The 18,657-nt window shown below is 63.6% G+C and carries 18 protein-coding genes; 11 read left to right on the top strand and 7 right to left on the bottom strand.

Annotated features, from left to right (window positions below; genetic code table 11):
• Nucleotides 1–2: 2 nt before the first annotated feature.
• Nucleotides 3–1,538 (bottom strand): galactarate dehydratase, encoded by a 1,536-nt coding sequence (gene garD / locus IRI77_RS31555; protein WP_194448928.1) that lies wholly within the window; start codon nucleotides 1,536–1,538, stop codon nucleotides 3–5.
• Between the two features lie 12 nt (nucleotides 1,539–1,550).
• A complete protein-coding gene (garR, locus tag IRI77_RS31560; RefSeq protein WP_194448929.1) occupies nucleotides 1,551–2,441 on the bottom strand; it encodes a 2-hydroxy-3-oxopropionate reductase in 891 nt (296 codons plus the stop codon).
• 114 nt (nucleotides 2,442–2,555) lie between these two features.
• Between garR and IRI77_RS31565 the strand changes: the two genes are divergently transcribed.
• Nucleotides 2,556–3,515 (top strand): aldo/keto reductase, encoded by a 960-nt coding sequence (locus tag IRI77_RS31565; protein WP_194448930.1) that lies wholly within the window; start codon nucleotides 2,556–2,558, stop codon nucleotides 3,513–3,515.
• Here the strand turns inward: IRI77_RS31565 and IRI77_RS31570 are convergent.
• From IRI77_RS31570 to bshC, 3 genes are read right to left on the bottom strand one after another with little or no spacing between them, the layout of a single operon-like run.
• Entirely contained in the window at nucleotides 3,512–4,132 is a 621-nt protein-coding gene (locus IRI77_RS31570) for a class I SAM-dependent methyltransferase (protein ID WP_194448931.1), read from the bottom strand. The genes IRI77_RS31565 and IRI77_RS31570 overlap by 4 nt on opposite strands.
• Nucleotides 4,129–4,893 carry an HpcH/HpaI aldolase family protein gene (locus tag IRI77_RS31575; protein ID WP_194448932.1) on the bottom strand — a complete coding sequence of 255 codons (765 nt, stop codon included), beginning with the start codon at nucleotides 4,891–4,893 and terminating at the stop codon, nucleotides 4,129–4,131. The genes IRI77_RS31570 and IRI77_RS31575 overlap by 4 nt, the downstream gene beginning before the upstream one ends.
• Nucleotides 4,890–6,425, bottom strand: coding sequence for a bacillithiol biosynthesis protein BshC (gene bshC / locus IRI77_RS31580; RefSeq protein WP_194448933.1), 1,536 nt, complete (start codon nucleotides 6,423–6,425; stop codon nucleotides 4,890–4,892). The genes IRI77_RS31575 and bshC overlap by 4 nt, the downstream gene beginning before the upstream one ends.
• 98 nt (nucleotides 6,426–6,523) lie before the next feature.
• On the opposite strand from bshC, the gene cyaY reads away from it, so the two are divergent.
• From cyaY to IRI77_RS31630, 10 genes are all read left to right on the top strand, one after another.
• Nucleotides 6,524–6,853, top strand: coding sequence for an iron donor protein CyaY (cyaY, locus tag IRI77_RS31585; protein ID WP_228486420.1), 330 nt, complete (start codon nucleotides 6,524–6,526; stop codon nucleotides 6,851–6,853).
• A complete protein-coding gene (hemW, locus tag IRI77_RS31590) occupies nucleotides 6,853–7,938 on the top strand; it encodes a radical SAM family heme chaperone HemW (protein ID WP_194448934.1) in 1,086 nt (361 codons plus the stop codon). Before cyaY ends, hemW begins: the two co-directional genes overlap by 1 nt.
• Nucleotides 7,931–8,968: a threonine aldolase family protein gene (locus IRI77_RS31595; protein WP_228486421.1), complete on the top strand. Its 1,038-nt coding sequence runs from the start codon at nucleotides 7,931–7,933 to the stop codon at nucleotides 8,966–8,968. The genes hemW and IRI77_RS31595 overlap by 8 nt, the downstream gene beginning before the upstream one ends.
• A 182-nt stretch (nucleotides 8,969–9,150) precedes the next feature.
• Nucleotides 9,151–9,732, top strand: a complete 582-nt coding sequence (locus tag IRI77_RS31600) for a DUF3341 domain-containing protein (RefSeq protein WP_194448935.1) — start codon at nucleotides 9,151–9,153, stop codon at nucleotides 9,730–9,732.
• A gap of 129 nt (nucleotides 9,733–9,861) precedes the next feature.
• Complete coding sequence (locus IRI77_RS31605; RefSeq protein ID WP_194448936.1) at nucleotides 9,862–10,206, top strand: STAS domain-containing protein; 345 nt, start codon at nucleotides 9,862–9,864, stop codon at nucleotides 10,204–10,206.
• A gap of 73 nt (nucleotides 10,207–10,279) precedes the next feature.
• Nucleotides 10,280–10,891: a TetR/AcrR family transcriptional regulator gene (locus IRI77_RS31610; RefSeq protein WP_194448937.1), complete on the top strand. Its 612-nt coding sequence runs from the start codon at nucleotides 10,280–10,282 to the stop codon at nucleotides 10,889–10,891.
• Complete coding sequence (locus IRI77_RS31615; RefSeq protein ID WP_194448938.1) at nucleotides 10,888–13,047, top strand: 3-hydroxyacyl-CoA dehydrogenase/enoyl-CoA hydratase family protein; 2,160 nt, start codon at nucleotides 10,888–10,890, stop codon at nucleotides 13,045–13,047. Before IRI77_RS31610 ends, IRI77_RS31615 begins: the two co-directional genes overlap by 4 nt.
• 9 nt (nucleotides 13,048–13,056) lie before the next feature.
• A complete protein-coding gene (locus IRI77_RS31620) occupies nucleotides 13,057–14,187 on the top strand; it encodes a thiolase family protein (protein ID WP_194448939.1) in 1,131 nt (376 codons plus the stop codon).
• Nucleotides 14,184–15,908, top strand: a complete 1,725-nt coding sequence (locus IRI77_RS31625) for an acyl-CoA dehydrogenase family protein (RefSeq protein WP_194448940.1) — start codon at nucleotides 14,184–14,186, stop codon at nucleotides 15,906–15,908. The genes IRI77_RS31620 and IRI77_RS31625 overlap by 4 nt, the downstream gene beginning before the upstream one ends.
• On the top strand, nucleotides 15,908–16,375 hold the full coding sequence (locus IRI77_RS31630) for an AAA family ATPase (protein WP_194448941.1): 468 nt from the start codon (nucleotides 15,908–15,910) through the stop codon (nucleotides 16,373–16,375). Before IRI77_RS31625 ends, IRI77_RS31630 begins: the two co-directional genes overlap by 1 nt.
• Here IRI77_RS31630 and IRI77_RS31635 read toward each other — a convergent pair.
• Both IRI77_RS31635 and trpS read right to left on the bottom strand, forming a co-directional pair.
• Entirely contained in the window at nucleotides 16,326–17,636 is a 1,311-nt protein-coding gene (locus IRI77_RS31635) for an MFS transporter (RefSeq protein WP_194448942.1), read from the bottom strand. The genes IRI77_RS31630 and IRI77_RS31635 overlap by 50 nt on opposite strands.
• Before the next feature lie 7 nt (nucleotides 17,637–17,643).
• Entirely contained in the window at nucleotides 17,644–18,630 is a 987-nt protein-coding gene (gene trpS / locus IRI77_RS31640) for a tryptophan--tRNA ligase (protein ID WP_194448943.1), read from the bottom strand.
• Nucleotides 18,631–18,657 lie beyond the last annotated feature (27 nt).

An 18,657-nucleotide genomic window follows, 5' to 3' on the forward strand; every position in this document is an offset into this window, starting at 1 on the left:
CCTCAGGTGACGGGGCCGGGGTTAAAGAGGGCCGGGGCGTTGTGCAGTTGCCACGTCTCGGCCCATGTCTTTTTGCGGCCGCTGGCGACAGCCAGGATGAGGTCAAACAGCTCCTGGCCCACCTGCTGGATCGAGGCGTCTCCTGTCGCGATGCGGCCGGCGTTGACGTCGATTAGGTCGGGCCAGCGCTCGGCCAGGGCGGTGCGTGAAGAGACCTTGATCACCGGAGCCATCGCTAGTCCATAGGGTGTGCCTTCGCCCGTCGTGAAGACGTGCATGTTCATACCCGCGGCGAGTTGGAGCGTGCCGCAGATGAAATCGCTGGCGGGCGTCGCGGCAAAGACAAGGCCCTTCGTGGTGACGCGCTCGCCCGGTCCGGCCACCCCCATTAAGGCTGTAGTGCCCGCCTTGGCCACGGAGCCCAGAGCCTTCTCGACGATGTTTGCCAGGCCTCCGCGTTTGTTGCCCGGCGTGGGGTTGGCGCTGCGGTCGGCGAAGCCGCGTTCCAGATACTCGTCATACCAGGCCATTTCCCGGATCAGCGCCTGGGCCACTGCTTCGTTGATCGCGCGCGGCGTCAGCAGGTGGACGGCGTCGCGTACCTCTGTCACTTCCGAGAACATCACTGTGGCGCCGGCGCGCACCAGCAGGTCCGCCGCATGGCCGACGGCCGGGTTGGCGGTGACTCCGGAGAAGGCGTCGCTGCCGCCGCACTGCAGTCCGACACTCAGCTGCGAAGCAGGGCAGGGCACGCGGCGGCGGCGATCGAGTTGCTCCAGGCGCTTTTCCGCGAAGCGCAGGATCTCCGCGATCATGTCCTGGAAGCCGTGCTGGTCCTGCAGCCGGACGATAAACGGGTCTTCGTTCTGCAGCACCGGCAGTCCCGGTGAGGTAGGGAAGAGCTTCGCGGGCTGCAGTTTCTCGCAGCCCAGGCTCACGATCAGCGGCGATTCGCCCAGATTGGGATTCAGCGCGAGGTTGCGGATGGTGCGGATGGGGACAGCAGCTCCGGGCGCCTGGATGGCCACGCCGCAGCCGTAGGTGTGGGTGATGGCGACCGCGTCGTCCACGTTGGGGTAGCGCGGCAGCAGTTCCTGCTTGATCCGCTTGACCGCGTAGTCGACCGTGGGCGCGACGCACTGGACGGTCGTGGTGATGCCCAGGATGTTGCGGGTGCCCACGGTGCCGTCGGGATTGGGATAGCCGTCGAAGGTGATGCCTTCCAGCGGAGGCAGGGAGTCTGGGACGGCGGTGGCGAGAGGCAGTTGATCGAGGGCCGGGGCGGAAGGAAGGCTCAGTAGCTCTTCACGAACCCAGGACCCCTGTGCGATGGTCCGGCGGGCCAGTCCGATGACTTCGCCGTACCGGACCACGGGTTCGTCCGCACCGATCTCAACTAAGGCCACCTTGTGGGCCTGTGGGATGAACTCCGTCAGGGTCAAGCCATCGGCGAAGGATGTCCCGGCCGGCAGCCCCTCTGGGTTCACGATGATGGCGACATTGTCGCGCGCATGGACGCGTACGTAGAGAGGCTGCATCGGCTTTGTTCCTTATTCGGGCTTGCGGACCTGGCACTGCGCCATGTCTTCGATGATGTTGACGATGGCGGAATGGTCGAGGTCGCCGCGGCCGTTGTTCATCGAGGCCACGAGCATCTGCTGCACCATGCTGGTGAAGGGCAGGGCGACCTTCATCGACTCGGCGGCCAGCAGCGCGTTGCGCAGATCCTTCTGGTGCAGGCGGATGCGGAAGCCGGGTTTGAAGTTACGGCCGATGACCATGGGCGCCTTGGCGTTCAACACCGTGCTGCCCGCGAGCCCGCCTTTCACCGCGTTGAAGACAACCTCCGGATCCAGGCCTGCCTTGGTGGCCAGGACGAGTGCTTCGCCCATTGCGGCGATGTTGCAGGCGACCATGATCTGGTTCGCCAGTTTAGTCACATTGCCGGCGCCGACAGGGCCAGTGAGGGTCGCGCTGGAGCCCAGGGACTTCAACACCGGTAGCGCCTTGTCGAACGTGTCCTGGCTGCCGCCCACCATGATCGCCAGGGTGGCGTCGATGGCCTTTGGTTCACCGCCGCTCACCGGCGCATCCAGGAACTCCACGCCCTTCTCCGCGCAGGCCGCTCCCACTTTCTGGGCCGTTACGGGGTTGATGGAGCTCATGTCCACAATGATGGAGCCCGCGGCTGCGCCGTCCAGCACGCCGCCGGGGTTCAGCACGGCGGCTTCGACGTCCGGTCCGTCCGGCAGCATGGTGATGGTCAGTTCCGAGCGCGCAGCCGCATCGGCGGCCGAGGAAGCGGCTTCCGCGCCGGCGGCGGTCAGCTCTTCGACCGATGCGGTGACGATGTCGTACACGGTCAGCTTGTGGCCGGCCTTCAGGAGATTCTTGGCCATGGGCTTGCCCATGATGCCGAGTCCGACAAATCCGATGTTCATTTTGTAGTGAATGCCTCGCTTCGAACAGAGTATCGGAACCGGGCATCCCCCGGTGGGCTGAAAGCCCAAGTGTTCCATGCGGTGGGGTCTCTACGGGGTATAACGAAATGAGCGATGCAGACAAAACAACTTGGCAACAGTGACCTACATATCACCCCGCTTGGCGTCGGAGCCTGGGCCATGGGGGGCGGCGGCTGGGCGTTTGCCTGGGGTCCGCAGGACGACAGCGAATCGATTGCGGCCATTCGCGCCGCGCTGGATGCGGGCATCAACTGGATTGATACCGCCGCGGTGTATGGCCTCGGCCATTCCGAGGAAGTTGTGGCGAAGGCGCTGGAAGGCCGGACGCAGAAGCCCTATGTGTTCACCAAGTGCGAACGCTGCTGGGATGAGAACCGCCAGATCTACAAGAGCCTCAAGAGCGACTCCATCCGGAAGGAGTGCGAGGCTTCCCTGCGGCGGTTGAAGCTCGATGTAATCGATCTTTATCAGATCCACTGGCCCGAGCCCGAGGAGGACATCGAAGAGGGCTGGGAGACGATGGTGCGGTTGAAGGAAGAAGGCAAAGTCCGCTGGGTGGGAGTGTCGAACTTTAATGTCGCGCAGATGAAGCGCATTCAGAAATTCGGCCCCATCACCTCGCTGCAGCCTCCCTACTCGATCCCCTCGCCCGATGTCGAAGCCGCGGCGATGCCTTACTGCGCCGAGAATAATATCGGCATGATCGTCTACTCGCCGATGAAGTCCGGCCTGCTAACCGGGAAGATGACCCGCGAGCGCATCGAGAATCTGCCCGCCGACGATTTCCGCAAGAACGCCCTCAGCTTCAAAGAGCCGCACCTGACGCGCAACCTGGCGCTGGTTGAACTCATCCGCGAGATCGGCAATCGCCACGGGCGGATGCCCGGAGAAGTGGCCATCGCCTGGGCGCTGCGGCGTCCCGAGATCACGGCGGCCATCGTCGGATTGCGGTCGCCGGCTCAACTGGAAGGTGTGATCGGCGCGGCTACTTTCCGCCTGTCGCCGGAAGAGATCGCGGAGATTGCCGCGTTCATGACCGCGAATCCGGTCTAGCGGCCGGTTTTCGGCTTCTGCAGCCACACGTAGCAGTGATTGCCCAGGCGGGCTGCGTGTGGCGAGTTCATCAGCCAGGGATCCAGGTAGCGTAGCGGCCAAAGCAGCAGCCCGAGGACGCCGTGCGCCAGGATGCGCCACCAGCGCCAGGGCAGCAGCATCTTCGCGAACTCCATGGTGAAGAGGATCCAAGTGGCTGCAGGTCCCGTGCGCCAGCCGGTCTTCACCACTTTCAGGCCGCCGGCCATCGAGGCGAGACCATCGGGCGTGAAGCGCCGGTAGTCCTTGGGGTATTCGTGAAACGGGTGGCAGAACGGTGTCACGACATGGGCGAAGCCGCCCGGGGCGAGCACGCGTTCGATCTCCCGCATCACGCGCTGCGGCATGTACACGTGCTCCAGCACGGCGTCGCACTCCACGCGTTGGAAGACGTCATCCGGAAAGGGAAGCTCGTGGGCGTCGGCCAGGACGTCGACACCCGGAGTGGCCAGGATGTCGAGGTTCACATAACCGGGCACATGACGGCGGGCACCGCCGATGTACAGGTTCCAGCGCCCCAGCGGTGCGTCAATCCGCTGTTCGTCAGGATTATGCAGGTAAGGGTCGGGTAGCTTCACCGCAGCGCGTTCGTGATTTCCAGCCCGCGCTCGTAGAGCATCGCGGTCTCGCTGCTGCAGCCTACGAAGAGCATGCCCATCTTCTTCCAGCGTTGGGCAAGGGCAAGATTCCGAGCCTGCGCACCGGGAGCTACGCCGTGTGCAATGCAGCTCTCGATGATCTTCTCCACGGTCGCGAGCATCCTGGGATGCTCAAATTCGCCGGGCACACCCAGGCTGATGGTGAGATCGACCGGGCCTATCATGACCGCGTCCACGTTGGCGACCGAAAGCAGTTCGTCGCGGGCTTCAAAGGCCTTCACGGTTTCAATCTGCAGCACCACCATCTGCTCGCGGTTGAGGTGCTCCATCATCTGCGGGATGGTGACGGGCTCGAAGTCGAACGACATCGTCGTCAGGCCCATGCCGCGCATCCCGACAGGCGGAAACTTGGTCCAACTGACGGCCTTCTCGAGCAGAGCCGGATCCTCGACGCGGGGGAAGATCACGCCCTCAGCGCCGCAGTCCAGGGCTCGGGCGACGAGCGAATACTGGAGGTCCGCCACGCGCACGATGGGGCTGAGGCCCACCTTCACGGCAATCCGGCACAGATCCTGCAGCGTCTCCTGATCGAAGCCGCCGTGCTCTCCGTCCAAAAAGGCCCAGTCGAAGCCGGCTGCCGCCAGGATGCGGGCCACGTCCTGCGAACGGAGTTGGGCGAAGGCCGTGCCGAGTTGGAGCCTGCCCTCGCGCAGGGCCTGTTTGACGGAGTTGGTTTTCATACGGTCAACAACAGATGGTCCGGACAGCCGCGGTGGACGTTCTCGTAAAGGGTATCGATCAGATCGAAGCCATGCCGCGCCAGGAAGGGCAGCAGTGAGAACAACCGCTCCTGCAGGTGGCGCTCCGGGAACACCAGGCCGCTGAGGTGGGCGGCACCCTCGGTCACCTGGAGGTTGCGGCGCATTGCCTCACGCGAGGTCTTGCGGCGGTTCTTTTCGAGCTGATAAAGGATCTTCGCCCGGCTCTTCACCAGGGCGGCGCCCAACGTGGGGTCGAAGCTCTGCAGTTCACGCTCCAGGCGCTCCAGCGAACTGCGGACTTCGCTCGTGACGTCTTCAAACGTAGCGCCCAGCGATTCAGGAATGAGGCGCGAAGCGATCCGTTCCTTGAGGGAGTCGGCCCCGTGGAAACAATCCGTCAGCGTGATATGAAACTTGTCCATCAGCGTGTGGGCGCGCTCATCCAGCAGGGTGAATCCGCTGCGCGGCACGGCCATGGGCATGCGGCCCAGCAGGGTCTGGTAGAGCACCTGCGACTGGGCGAGGTAGGCCAGTTCCGCCGGCCCGCCTATGTAGGCCGCGGTGGGCAACAGGTAGTCCTGCATCACCGGGCGCAGGAGCGCATTCGGCGAGAGCGAAGCGGAATCGGAAGGTACCTCGTCCGGCGCGAGCTTCAGCCGGCGGCCGCCCTCCAGCTTGAAGAACAGAGACGTATCTTTGTCTACGAGGACCTGCGAATGGTAGCCGGCGGCTTCCAGTTCCTTGCCGCGGGCGATCAGCGCCTGGGTGAGCTCACCGCGCCGTTCCAGGGCGGCATGCAGCATGGGCGCAGCCACTTCCCGCAGGGCCGGTTCGAGAGGATCCAGGAAGACCAGGCCATGTCCGGCGAGCAGGCGTTGAATCAGCAGGCGGAACGCCTCGCCGAACGTGCGGCCGGGCTGATAGGCGTCATCCACCAGCTCCATCACTTCGTCGGCATAGAGGAAACCGCGCAGTGTCTCGCGCAGTTGGTCCACCGGAGCGGTAGTGATGGGAATCGAACCCACCGGTTGACCGGGTTGGCCGGCGCCGGTCGCCTCCAGGCGGGCCGCCCGCTGCCGGGGGTCGAACATCCACGCGTGCTGGATCTCCTGAAAATCGTGATCCTCGGTGGCCAGCCAGAAGACGGGCACCGCCCGGATGCCGGAGTCAGTCAACTGGCGCGCCAGTTTGGCGGCTGTCAACGCTTTGTAGACGGTGTACGCCGGCCCGGAGAAAAGGCCCACCTGCTGGCCGGTGACGATGGCCACGGTGTCGGGGAGTTCCAACTGGGCCAGCGAGGCAGACTCGCCGTTGATCTTTCGCAAGGCCGCGACGACCTTCTGCCGCCGCTCGTCGGGGATGCCCGCCGCGTTGGCCGCCCGGCGGATGGACTCCGGATCATGCGGGTTGTGCGCGTAGAACTTCGCCACGCGTTCAAAGCGGTACAGATAGTCAGCGAAAAGCGCGCTGGTACCCGGCAGTTCGGTATGCGGAATGCAGGTGCTTCTCATGCCTTGCTCCAACCCAGACTAGCAAATCCGATCATTGCGTCTCCTTCAACTGCGCCTGCCGCGCTCCGGTTGTCCCCGCACAAGCGGCTAAACTGTAGATGATGCTTACCGACCAGGAATTCCAGCAGCGGGTCGATCAGACCCTGGAAACCGTCTTTGCCAAACTGGCCGGAGCCAGCGACGACTACGATTTCGACGTGGACATGAACAACGGAGCGCTCACCGTCGAGTTCGAAGAACCACGTGAGCGGTTTGTCGTCAGCCCGAACAGCCCCGTGAAACAGATCTGGGTATCGGCTCACGTCCAAAGTTACAAGTTCGACTGGAAGCCCGAGGCTGACGCCTTTGTCCTCCCCGACTCCGGCCAAACGCTGGAAGATCTGATGGTTTCCGCCATTCAGAAGCGGATTCCGGATTTTCATCTCTAGTGGCCGGCGTCTACATCTCCTGGCCGTTCTGTGCGCAGAAGTGCACCTACTGCAATTTCGCCTCCGGGGTGTTCCCGCGTGAATTGGAACAACAGTATTTGGATGCACTGACCCGCGAAATCCGCTCCACAATCTGGGGGTGGACGCCGGAAACAGTTTACCTGGGCGGAGGCACGCCTGCTTCGATGGATCCCGCGATGCTGGGCGCCATCCTGGGGCTCGTCCCGGGCAATCCCTGGCCCGAGGCGACGATCGAGGCAGCCCCGGGCGCCATTTCGCAGCAGCAGGCGCAGTCCTGGCTTCGTTTGGGGCTCAACCGTGTCAGCCTGGGCGTGCAGTCCTTCGTCGAAACGGAGTTGCGGCGTACCGGCCGCAAGCACACCGCCGCGAATGTGGCGGAAGATGTAGCCATGCTCCGGTCCGAGGGCTTCTCCGAGATCAATATCGACCTGATTGCCGGTTTGCCCGGCCAGACTGCCCGCGGCTGGGAGAGTTCGCTTGCCCACGTGGAGAGCCTGGATGTACCGCATGTCTCCGTCTACATGCTGGAGGTGGACGAGGATTCGAGGCTGGGCAAGGAAATGCTGCTGGGCGGGGTGCGGTATGGGGCGATGGACGTACCCGGCGAGCAGCAGATAGTGGAATGTTACGAGCAGGCGGTGGATCGCCTGGCGGAGATGGGCCTCCAGCGTTACGAGATCTCCAACTTCGCCCGGCCCGGCTCGGAGTCCATGCACAATCTGAAGTATTGGCAACTGGAGCCTTATCTTGGGTTTGGAGCAGATGCCCATTCTTTTGACGGCCGCCTGCGCTGGCAGAACGTGGAGGCGCCCTCTGAGTACGCAAAGGCTCCTGATCCACGCTTGAGTTCGGTCGAGGCGATCCTCGCCGAAGAGCGGTTCTTCGTTGGTTTACGCCTGATGAAAGGCATCCAACCCACCCCGGACGAGTGGGCGGAGCACCGCGCTGTCATCGATCAGTTCGTAAGCGATGGCCTGCTGGCCACAGACGGGCAGACCCTGCGCCTCACGCCGCGCGGAATCCTGCTCTCCAACGAGGTGTTTGAGGAATTTATTCATGCCTGAGACCATGATCGACCTGAGATCCGATACCGTGACGCGGCCCACGCCGGAGATGCGCCGGGCGATGGCGGAAGCCGAGGTAGGCGACGACGTCTATCGGGAAGATCCCACCATCAACCTGCTGGAAGCGCGAGCCGCCGAGACGTTTGGCAAGGAAGCGGGCCTGTTCGTGCCCACCGGCACGATGGGTAACACCATTGGCGTCAAGTGCTTGACGACGCACGGCCAGGAGGTGATTTGCGACGCTCGCGGCCACCTGCTGAACTACGAGCTCTCCATGACGTCCTGGTTCTCGGGTTGCCAGATCCGGGCGATCCACACTGAGGATGGAATTCTGACCTGGGATGCCATCCAACGGGAAATCCGCCCTCTCGGTCCGCATGCCGCCGATACCGGGTGCGTTGAGCTGGAAAACACCCACAACATGGCGGGGGGGACGGTCTATCCGCAGGCGGTGATCGACGACATTTGCGATCGCGCCCATGAGCGCGGCATTGCCGTCCACATGGATGGCGCGCGCATCTTCAATGCCGCAGCCGCCTCGGGCATCGGCGTCAAGCAGATGTGCGCCAAGGTCGACACGGTCCAGTTCTGTCTTTCCAAGGGGTTAGGCGCTCCGGCCGGATCGATGATTGTCGGATCGGAGGCGAACATGAAACGGGCGCGTCTCTACCGCAAGCGCCTCGGCGGCGGCATGCGCCAGGTGGGCATCCTCGGCGCCGCGGGGTTGATCGCACTGGAGACCATGCCCCACCGGTTGTCGGTGGATCATGAAAATGCGCGCACACTGGCGGCCGGATTGGCGGAGATTCCCGGGATTCGCGTCATCACTCCGGTGCCCGCCACCAACATTGTGATCTTCGATGTTTCCAGTTCGGGCAAGGAGAGTGCCGCCATCAGCGCCGCCCTGAAATTGCGGGGTGTTCTGATCAACGGCATCAATCCCACCACGATGCGAGCGGTCACCCACTACGATGTTTCGGCGGGGCAGTGCGTGCAGGCGTTGACGGTCTTGGCCGAGACCCTGGCCTGATTCCGATGAATGGGCGAAGACCGTCAGGCGAATTTTCTGCCCGGCGGGCGGGAAGAATTGCCTGTTTGCTGCTGTAACGGGCGGCAGGCGCGCCAGTTGGTTTCGCAAACCGAAGAAAATAAAAGTTTTGAAGTAATGGCTGCAGGCTTGCTTATGTTTTCCTGTGTAAGGAGAACAGCCCTATGGCAAGCAAGAATATGGCAGTGATGGCCACCTACGTATCTCTCAACGATGCGGAAAACGCCCTGAATCTCCTCCGCCGCGCCGGATTTCGCAGCACCGATCACTCCCTCCTGCTCTCCATCAATGAGGGCACGAAGGACTTGGTCCACGTGAAGAGCAGCAAGGCTCCGGAAGGCGCCGTCGCGGGTTTCGCGGCAGGCGCATTTGTCGGCGCCGTGATTGCCTGGGTGCTGGCCGGCGGATCCATTCATGTCCCTTATCTCGACGGCTATCTGGCCGCCGACGTCGTGCTGGTTGTTCTTGCGGGGATGAGCATCGGTGCCGTCATCGGCGGCCTTGTTGGCACAATCGCCGGATGGGTAATTCCGGAATATGAGACAAGGCGCTGCGGCGGCCGGCGGCGGCGCGGAGCGATCCTGCTTTCGGTTCACTGCGACAGCAAACAGTGGCGGAACCAGGCCGTCTCGCTGTTGCGAACCTCCGGTGCCGACGACATTGGGTGCGTGCGGGAAGCTAAAGCCGATTTCGCGTCCACCGACAAGCCCATGCCCCGCAATGTCGAGCACGAATCAATCGTCTAAAAATCAACGAGTTAACGGCAGCGCCGGGCACGGGGCATAGAAATTGGCACAATCCCCGGCCCGGCCGCCCCAACGGGGAGGGGTTCCTTTGCTACGATGAGTTTTCTCCCGCAGGAGGAACTCTGTCTCATGTCCGTCCACATTCAGACTCGCGAAGTAAACGGCGTTACGGTGATGGCCTGCACCGGCACCATCACATTAGGGGAATCCACTAGTCTGTTTCGCAATACTTTGCGCGAATTGCTCCAGAAGGGAACCCGGAAGCTGCTGCTCGACCTTGGCGGCGTGACCTACCTCGATTCGACCGGCATTGGCGAACTGGTGGGCGCTTACACCTCGGCCCGCAACGTCTCCGCCCAGATCAAACTGGCCCGGTTGCCCGAGAAGATCTACAACCTGCTGCAGATCACCAAGCTCATCACCGTCTTCGAGATCTTCGACGACGAGGCTGAGGCCGTGAAGAGCTTCAAATAGACTTTCCTCCGCCTGATTGTGAGGTTTCAGCCTGTGCTGGACTTCCCCCATACAGTGATGTATGGTACTCACAATGCTTATCCACAGCAGCCCTGACCTGGGTGTCAGGAGCGTGCACGCCACCAAAGCCGCGTCGCCTGGCCCGCTGAGTCCCACTGACTGGCTCAAGCACGGTCTGTTCGCGCTGGCCGCCGGAGGCCCCCGTGCCCTGCGCGCCGATGCCCTGGCCCGCGAACTGGGCGTATCGCGTGGATCGTTCTACTGGCACTTCCAGTCGCTGGACGACTTCCACGCGCAATTGCTCTCTTTCTGGACCCACGTTGCCGTCGATAAAATGATCGACCAGCACGAGCGCGCCGCCGCCTCTCCGCAGGCACGCTTGCAGGCGATCGTTCTACACGCTTTCACCACCGATCTACGCTTCGAACGCGCCATGCGGGCCTGGTCGCTGGAGGCTGAGCGCGTCGCCTCCGCCCTGGCCGAAATCGACGCCCGGCGCACGGAGTATCTCAGCCGCCTGCTGCGGTCCGCCGGGCACAGGCAGAAGAGCGCGGACTCCCGCGCCCGCGTCATGTATACGGCCTTTGTCGGATTCGTGGTGCGGCCCGCGCCCGCCGAGACGGACGGCGAGCAGCTCGCGAATTCCATTCTTTCCACGCTGTTGAAGAGGACTCCCACATCATGAAGCCAATCCGCCAGGTCGCGGTGCTCGGCGCCGGAACCATGGGCGCGCGCATCGCCGCGCACTTCGCCAATGCGCGCATCCCCGCCCTGCTGCTCGACCTGACCACCGCGCTCGCCGCCAAGGGCATCGAAGCCGCCCGAAAACAGTCTCCCGGCGCGTTTTATACCGAGCAGGGGGCTGCCCTGGTGACGCCCGGCAGTTTCGACGAGCACCTGTCCCAGCTCAGCGGCGTCGACTGGGTCATCGAAGCCGTGACCGAGAACCTCGAGGTGAAGCGCTCGCTCTGGGCTCGAGTTCTGGAGCATGCCCCGGCCGCCGCGATTCTCACCACGAATACCTCCGGCATCCCCCTCCGGTCGATCTGCGAGGGTTGGCCCGAAGACCGCCGCAGGCGCTTTCTGGGTACGCACTTTTTCAATCCGCCCCGCTATCTGCACCTGCTGGAACTGATTCCCGGTCCGGCCACCGAAGAGCCGCTCCTGAAGGACATCGGCGCCTTTGCCGATCGAGTCCTTGGCAAGGGCGTGGTGGTCTGCAAAGACACCCCCAACTTCATCGCCAACCGCATCGGCTCGTTCTTCGGCGCGACGATCTATCAGCTGATGCAGAAGCTGGACCTCACCATCGAGGAGGTCGATGCGCTCACCGGCCCCGTGATCGGGCTGCCTAAGTCCGCCTCGTTCCGCCTGCTGGATATCGTGGGTCTGGACGTCTGGAACCTGGTCTCCAAGAACCTCTACGACCTCGTGCCGGACGATCCGTGGCGGGAACGCTTCCTGCCGCAGCCCTTCCTGGGCGAGATGCTCAGCCGCGGCTGGCTGGGCGACAAGACGGGCCAGGGCTTCTTCCAGCGGCGCGGACCGAAGAAGGAAATCTGGGCGATCGACTGGAAGACCTTCGAGTACCACCCGGCCGCGAAGGTCAAACTGCCGGCGCTGGAGAACGCGAAGCTGATTGAGGATCTGCCCACGCGCCTGCGCACGCTCTACGCTGATAGCTCCAAGGCGGGAGAGTTCTACCGCGGCCTGTTCGACGACGTGTATGCGTATGCCTCCGCGATGCTGCCGCAGATCGCACATTCGGCCGACGACATCGACCATGCCATGCAATGGGGCTACGCGCACACCGTAGGTCCGTTCGGCATCGCCCGTATCCTGGGGCTGAAGCCGCCTCCGCCCGAGCCCGTGGAAACGCCGCGGCCCGGAATCGTGGTGCTGCGGCAGCAACCCGTGGTTCAAGCCAATCCCGGAGCGTCCCTGCGCGATCTCGGCGACGGTTGCCTCTGCCTGGAGTTCCACTCCAAGATGAACTCGCTGGGCGACGACGGCATCTCGATGATCTACTCCGGCCTGCAGCGGCTGGAGAACGATTTCGAGGCCCTGGTGATCGCCAACCAGGGCGAGAACTTCAGTGTCGGCGCGAATCTCATGATGGTGCTGTTGGCGGCGCAGGAGCAGGAGTGGGATGAGCTGAATGCCGCGATCCACCGCTTCCAGCAGGCCAGCATGGCCATCAAGTACGCGGTGAAGCCGGTGGTGGTCGCCCCCCACCACCGCGCGCTGGGCGGGGGCTGTGAACTGGTGCTGCACGCTCCGCGCGTCCAGAGCGCGGCCGAACTCTACATGGGCCTGGTGGAAGTAGGCGTCGGTGTCATTCCCGGGGCCGGCGGCTGCAAGGAGCTCATCGCCCGGCTCAAAGATCCGCGCAAAGTCTTCGAGCTGATCGGTATGGCCAAGGTCTCCAGTTCTGCGGAGAATGCCCGGGATCTGGGGTTGCTCGACAAATCAGCGGCGGTGACTATGAACCCGCGGCGGCTCATCGGCGACGCCAAGCAGGCTGCGCTGTCGATGGTCTCCTCCTACCGGCCCGGCAGGCCGCGCAACGACATCAAGGTCGGCGGCGATCCGGCCTTTGCCGCCTTGCGCATTGGGGCCTGGCTCATGCGCCAGGCCGAATACATCAGCGATCACGACATGTTGATTGCCGAGAAGCTCGGGCGGGTCCTCACCGGCGGAGAGCATCCCGGTGAACGCCTCGTCTCGGAACAGTATCTGCTCGACCTGGAGCGCGAAGCGTTCCTCAGCTTGTGCGGCACTGTCAAAACACAGGAACGCATCGCCTTCATGCTCAAGAACGGGAAGCCGCTCCGCAACTAGGATCTCCACATGACCACGCCCGTCATCATCGACTGTTTACGAACCCCCGCCGGCAAGGCGCCCAAAGGTGCGTTGCGCCAGATGCGGCCTGACGATATGGCTGCCGCTGTCTTCCGCGCGCTGGCCGCCCGTTACCCACAGGTGGCGCTGGAGTCCATCGACGACGTGATCCTCGGCTGCGCCATGCCGGAAGGCGAGCAGGGCATGAATGTGGCCCGCATCGCCGCGCTCGCGGCCGGACTGCCGGTCACCGTGCCCGCCGTCACCATCAACCGCTTCTGCTCCTCGGGTCTCCAGGCCATCGCCATGGCCGCGGAGAAGATCACCGCGGGCGGCGCCGACATTGTGCTTGCCGGCGGCGCTGAGTCCATGAGCATGGTGCCCATGGGCGGCTACAAGTTCGCGCCCAATCCGAGGCTCGCCTTGGAATGGCCCGAGATCTACATCTCCATGGGGCTGACCGCGGAGAACCTCCAGCGCCAGTACGGTATCAGCCGCGAGGATCAGGACGCGTTCTCCTATCGCTCGCACCAGAACGCACTGCGCGCCCAGCAGGAAGGGCGGTTCGACGACGAACTGGTGCCAGTGAGTGGTCTGGCGAAGGACGAAGGCCCGCGCGCCGACACCTCGCTGGAGGCGCTGGCGAAGCTCAAGCCGGTCTTCCACGCGCGGGGTTCGGTGACCGCCGGTAATGCGTCCCAGACCTCGGACGGCGCGGCAGGTGCGCTCGTCATGTCGGAAGCCAAGGCACGCGAACTTGGGCTGAAACCGATGGCCCGGTTCGTCTCCTTCGCGGTGGCGGGCTGTGCGCCCGAGGTGATGGGTATAGGTCCTGTGTACGCCATCCCGAAGGCACTGAAGCGGGCCGGCCTGCGACTCGAAGACATCGATGTGATTGAATTGAACGAAGCATTCGCGGTGCAGGCCCTGGCGGTGATGCGGGAAGCGGGCTTGGATCCGGATCGGGTCAATGTGAATGGCGGGGCTGTTGCACTGGGCCATCCCCTGGGCTGCACCGGTGCAAAGCTGACGGCCACGATCCTGCGGGAAATGAAACGCCGTGGCGCGCGCTACGGCATGGTGACTATGTGTATCGGGGGCGGCCAAGGCGCCGCGGGCATTCTGGAGAACATGCAATGAGCACCATCGCACCAACTACGCCCACATTGAAGGGCGGCGAGTTTCTCATCCGGTCAGTGGACGCCCGGGAGATTTTCACACCCGAGGACTTCACCGAAGAGCATCGGGCCATCGCCAGGACAACCGATGAATTCTGGAACAAAGAGGTGGTGCCGAACCTGGAGGCGATCCAGCACCAGGATCATGAGGCAGCGGCGCGGGTCCTGAAGAAATCGGCCGAACTGGGCCTCACGGCTGTAGTGGTGCCCGAATCCTACGGCGGCATGGAGATGGACCTCATCTCCGCGATGATCGTCGCCGAAGGTTTGGCCAGGGACGGCTCCTACGCCGGCTGGCACGGCGCTCATGCCGGCATCGGCACACTGCCGCTGCTGCTCTTCGGCACGGAGGACCAGAAGCAGAAATACCTGCCAAAGCTCACTTCCGGCGAGTGGATCGGCGCCTATGCGCTGACAGAGCCGCATGCGGGTTCGGATGCCCTGGCCGCCAAGACCCGGGCCGATCTTTCGGAAGACGGCTCGCACTACGTGCTCAACGGCTCGAAGATGTGGATCACGAACGCCGGCAAGGCCGACCTGTTCACCGTCTTCGCCAAGGTGAATGGCGAGCAGTTCACGGCATTCCTGGTCGAGCGCAACGTCGCCGGGCTCACGGTGGGGCAGGAAGAGAAGAAGATGGGCATCAAAGGCTCATCCACGTGCGCCGTCTACTTCGACAATGTGCGCGTGCCGGCTTCCAATCTGCTGGGTGAGACCGGCCGCGGGCACATCATTGCCTTCAACATCCTCAACCTCGGACGCCTGAAGCTCGGCCCGTTCGCTGTCGGCGGTTCGAAGAATGTCATCCAGTCGTGCATCAAGTACGCCAAGGAGCGCAATGCGTTCGGCGGACCCATCGCCCGCTTTGGGGTCATTCAGTACAAGCTGGCCGAGATGATGATCCGCACGTTCGCCGCCGAGACGATGAGCTACCGCGTGGCCGGAGAAGTCGAGCGTCACGGTGATGTCCTCAAGGGCGCTGAAGAATTCGCCATCGAGTGCAGCTATGTGAAGGTCTTCGCTTCGGAAGTTCTCGACTACGTGGTCGATGAGGGCGTGCAGATCCACGGCGGTTACGGTTATCACCAGGACTACATGGTGGAGCGTGCCTATCGTGACTCCCGCATCAATCGCATCTTTGAAGGCACAAACGAGATCAACCGCCTGCTGGCCACGGGCATGTTGTTGAAGCGGGCCATGCGCGGACAACTTCCACTGGTGGCCGCCGTCAAGCAGGTGCAGGACGAATTGCTTTCGCCCTCGCTTTCTGCCGGAGCGCCGGACCTCGTGGCGAACGCCCGCAAGATCACGCTCATCGCGCTGGGCGTCGCCTTCCAGCGCTTCCGCGAAAAGCTCGACGAGCAGCAGGAAGTCGTCGCCGCGCTGACGGATTGTGCCATGAACACCTTCGCCATGGAGAGCGTGGCGCTACGCTGCGAACGGCTGCAGTCCACCCCGAAGGCCGCTTTCGCCGCCGATGTGCGGGATGTGTTCCTGCGGGATGCCCTGAACACGGTGGAAGACAGCGCGCGCATGGTGCTCTCGGCAGCTTCCGAGGGCGATGCGCTGCGCACGAACATGGCCGTGCTCCGCCGCTTCGCCAAGTACGACCCCGTCGACTCCGTGACGGCCCGCCGGCGGTTGGCCACGCGGATGCTGGAAACCGGCCGGTACCTCTTCTAATGCGCCTTCTGATCCTTGTGGGCTTGCCTGCTTCCGGCAAGTCCACTTGGGCCCAGCAGAACGGCTTGCCCGTGCTTTCCTCCGACGCCGTGCGCGAGCTCCTCACTGGCGACCCCACCCATCAGGGCGTGAACCGCCTCGTCTTCCGCACCCTCCGGCAACTGGCCGCGGCCCGCGCGCAGGCCGGAATGCCGGTCACCTGCATCGACTCCACCGCGCTCACGGTGTGGGAACGGCGCTGCTGGGTTCGTTTCGCGCAGCTTCACCACTGCACGCCCGAGGTGATCTACTTCGACATCCCGTTGGAGGAGTGTAAGCGTCGCAATGCCGCGCGGACCCGCACCGTTCCTGACCATGTGATGGACTGGATGGCTGCGCGCCTGCAACAGCCCGCCGTGCTGGAAGGCTTCGAGCGGATCACGATTGTCCGCCAGGAACCGGGGCTTCCTGCCAGCTCTTCTGCATAAGCAGCCAGATGCCCGCCGGCACCAGCCCCAGGCAGCCGCTGATGAGGGCAACCGTGCGCACGGAGAGACCCAGGTCGACGGCCTGCGAAGCCAGGAAGCTCATGCAGCTCATCACCAGGAACAAGCCGCTGAAGTCCGCTGAGAAGACGCGGCCCCGGTAACGGTCTTCCGTCATCCCCTGCAGCATTGTCGTGGAGAAGACCCAGGCGATGGAAGTGCCCGCATGGCCCAGCGCCACGGCCGCACACGCCAGCGCCAGTGTGGGTGCGGCGCTCAACAGGCAATAGGAAGCGGCCGCGATCAGGAATGCGAACAGGATGCCGGAGCGCATCCGCTTCTCACTGTTTCTGGCCCAGTAACCTGACGAAAACGAGCCGATCAGCGACCCGATCCCCCGCGCGCCCAGCAGCAGGCTCATGCTCAGGGTGCCGCCGCGCGCCAGGTCGGCGCCGTGGCTGGTCATCGGAAAGACGCGCTCTCCATAAATAGGCAGGATCACCCAGTGCGCGCCCAGCAGGCCCATGCCCGCTTTGACCATCAGTGTCGCCGTTAGCCGCCTATCGCGCCGGATATACCGGATGCCCTCCATCACTGGAGTGAAGTCGATCATGTCCTTCAGGCAAAAGGCCGGCAGGTGCGCCGCATGAGTCTCCTTCACCTTCATGGCTGCCAGTAGCAGTGCGGAGACGACGAACGACAGCGCGTTCACGGCGAACAGAACATCCCGCCCGAATTTGTAGGCAAGCAGGCCGCCCAGTCCGCTGCCAATGGCGAAGTTGATGGCCCACGTGGTGGACGAGAGCGCGTTGGCGACCATGACTTCTCCCTCGTCCCGTGCAATGTTCGGGACGATGGCGCTGCGGCCGGGCTCGAACAGCGCCCACATGATGGTCTCCAGGAACAGCAGGATCCACACCAGCCACACCATGCTGGCCGACTTCACGAACACCATCGCCAGTACGATGAAGAACCGGCAGCAATCGGCGAAGATCATGATGGTGCGGCGGTTCAGCCGGTCGTTCAGCACCCCGGCCGTGGGCGCCATGAATACCTGCGGCAGCAGTTGCAGTACCACGGCGAAGCCCACTGATTTGGCCTCGCCCGTGAGTTCGAGCAGCAGGCTGTAGATGGCGACCGCATACAGCCAATCGCCCATCTCGCTCACCACCTGGGCGAACCACAGCAGGCGGAAATTGCGGTTCTCCCGCAGAATCCGGCCGTAGGCCGCGAGCGAGTACGATCTGGCTTCGCCCGCGCTCATGGCCGCGCTAGTCCGTGTAGATGCCCATGCGCTGTTTCACCAGGCGCACGGTATCGTTGGCGACCGGCGCAACGCGCTCGGCGGCCTCTCGCAGGACACCCTTCAGATAGGCGGGGTCGGCGGTAATCTCCTTGTAGCGCTGCTGGATCGGCTCCAGGCCGGCCACCACGGCCTCGGCCACGGTCTTCTTGAGGTCGCCGTACCGCAACCCGGCAAAGTGGTTCCTGATCTGATCGTCCGTCCAGCCAGTAAAAGACTGGTGGATGGCCAGCAGATTGGCGACGCCTGCTCCCATGTTGTCGAAATCGACCCCGGTGCCGGAATCGGTGGTGGCCCGCATGAGCTTCTTCCGGATCACGGAGGGCTCGTCCAACAGCGCGATCGCATGGCCGGAGCCGGTCTCCGACTTGCTCATCTTCTTCGTGGGGTCGTCCAGGCCCATGATGCGCGCGCCGACGCTGGGCAGTTTCGTCTCCGGCATCACAAAGGTGTCGCCATACTGCGCATTGAAGCGCTGCGCCAGGTCGCGGGTCAGTTCCAGGTGCTGGGACTGATCGTCGCCCACCGGCACCGCATTCGCTTTATAGAGCAGGATGTCGGCCGCCATCAGTACCGGATACTGCAGCAGACCATCGCTGATGCTCTCCTGCTTCGCGGACTTATCCTTGTACTGGGTCATCCGCTCCAGCCAGCCGATCGGCGTCACGCAGGTGAGCAGCCAGCAAAGCTCGGCGTGGGCGGCCACCGTCGATTGCACGACGACCGAGGAAATCCTGGGATCGATGCCGGCCGCCAGGAAAATTGCCGCCGTCTGTTCGATCTTCCGGCGCAACTCCGCCGGCTCCTGATAGAGCGTGATCGCGTGCAGATCCACGATGCAAAACACGCATTCGTAGTCGTGCTGCATGCGGACCCAGTTCTTCAGGGCGCCCAGATAGTTTCCGATGTGGAGGCTTCCAGTGGGCTGGATTCCGGACAAGACTCGTGGTTTCATGCTGAACTGATAGAGAAGAGTAATTTT

The organism is Paludibaculum fermentans, from assembly GCF_015277775.1.
GTDB lineage: Bacteria > Acidobacteriota > Terriglobia > Bryobacterales > Bryobacteraceae > Paludibaculum > Paludibaculum fermentans.

Coding starts and splice junctions, on each gene's coding strand:
- IRI77_RS31575 (WP_194448932.1), bottom strand. CDS start 4,893: ATGAAAACCAACTCCGTCAAACAGGCCCTGCGCGAGGGCAGGCTCCAA.
- cyaY (WP_228486420.1), top strand. CDS start 6,524: ATGATGCTTACCGACCAGGAATTCCAGCAGCGGGTCGATCAGACCCTG.
- IRI77_RS31615 (WP_194448938.1), top strand. CDS start 10,888: ATGAAGCCAATCCGCCAGGTCGCGGTGCTCGGCGCCGGAACCATGGGC.
- IRI77_RS31595 (WP_228486421.1), top strand. CDS start 7,931: ATGCCTGAGACCATGATCGACCTGAGATCCGATACCGTGACGCGGCCC.
- IRI77_RS31565 (WP_194448930.1), top strand. CDS start 2,556: ATGCAGACAAAACAACTTGGCAACAGTGACCTACATATCACCCCGCTT.
- IRI77_RS31610 (WP_194448937.1), top strand. CDS start 10,280: ATGCTTATCCACAGCAGCCCTGACCTGGGTGTCAGGAGCGTGCACGCC.
- trpS (WP_194448943.1), bottom strand. CDS start 18,630: ATGAAACCACGAGTCTTGTCCGGAATCCAGCCCACTGGAAGCCTCCAC.
- garD (WP_194448928.1), bottom strand. CDS start 1,538: ATGCAGCCTCTCTACGTACGCGTCCATGCGCGCGACAATGTCGCCATC.
- IRI77_RS31635 (WP_194448942.1), bottom strand. CDS start 17,636: ATGAGCGCGGGCGAAGCCAGATCGTACTCGCTCGCGGCCTACGGCCGG.
- IRI77_RS31620 (WP_194448939.1), top strand. CDS start 13,057: ATGACCACGCCCGTCATCATCGACTGTTTACGAACCCCCGCCGGCAAG.
- IRI77_RS31625 (WP_194448940.1), top strand. CDS start 14,184: ATGAGCACCATCGCACCAACTACGCCCACATTGAAGGGCGGCGAGTTT.
- IRI77_RS31605 (WP_194448936.1), top strand. CDS start 9,862: ATGTCCGTCCACATTCAGACTCGCGAAGTAAACGGCGTTACGGTGATG.
- IRI77_RS31600 (WP_194448935.1), top strand. CDS start 9,151: ATGGCAAGCAAGAATATGGCAGTGATGGCCACCTACGTATCTCTCAAC.
- garR (WP_194448929.1), bottom strand. CDS start 2,441: ATGAACATCGGATTTGTCGGACTCGGCATCATGGGCAAGCCCATGGCC.
- IRI77_RS31630 (WP_194448941.1), top strand. CDS start 15,908: ATGCGCCTTCTGATCCTTGTGGGCTTGCCTGCTTCCGGCAAGTCCACT.
- bshC (WP_194448933.1), bottom strand. CDS start 6,425: ATGAGAAGCACCTGCATTCCGCATACCGAACTGCCGGGTACCAGCGCG.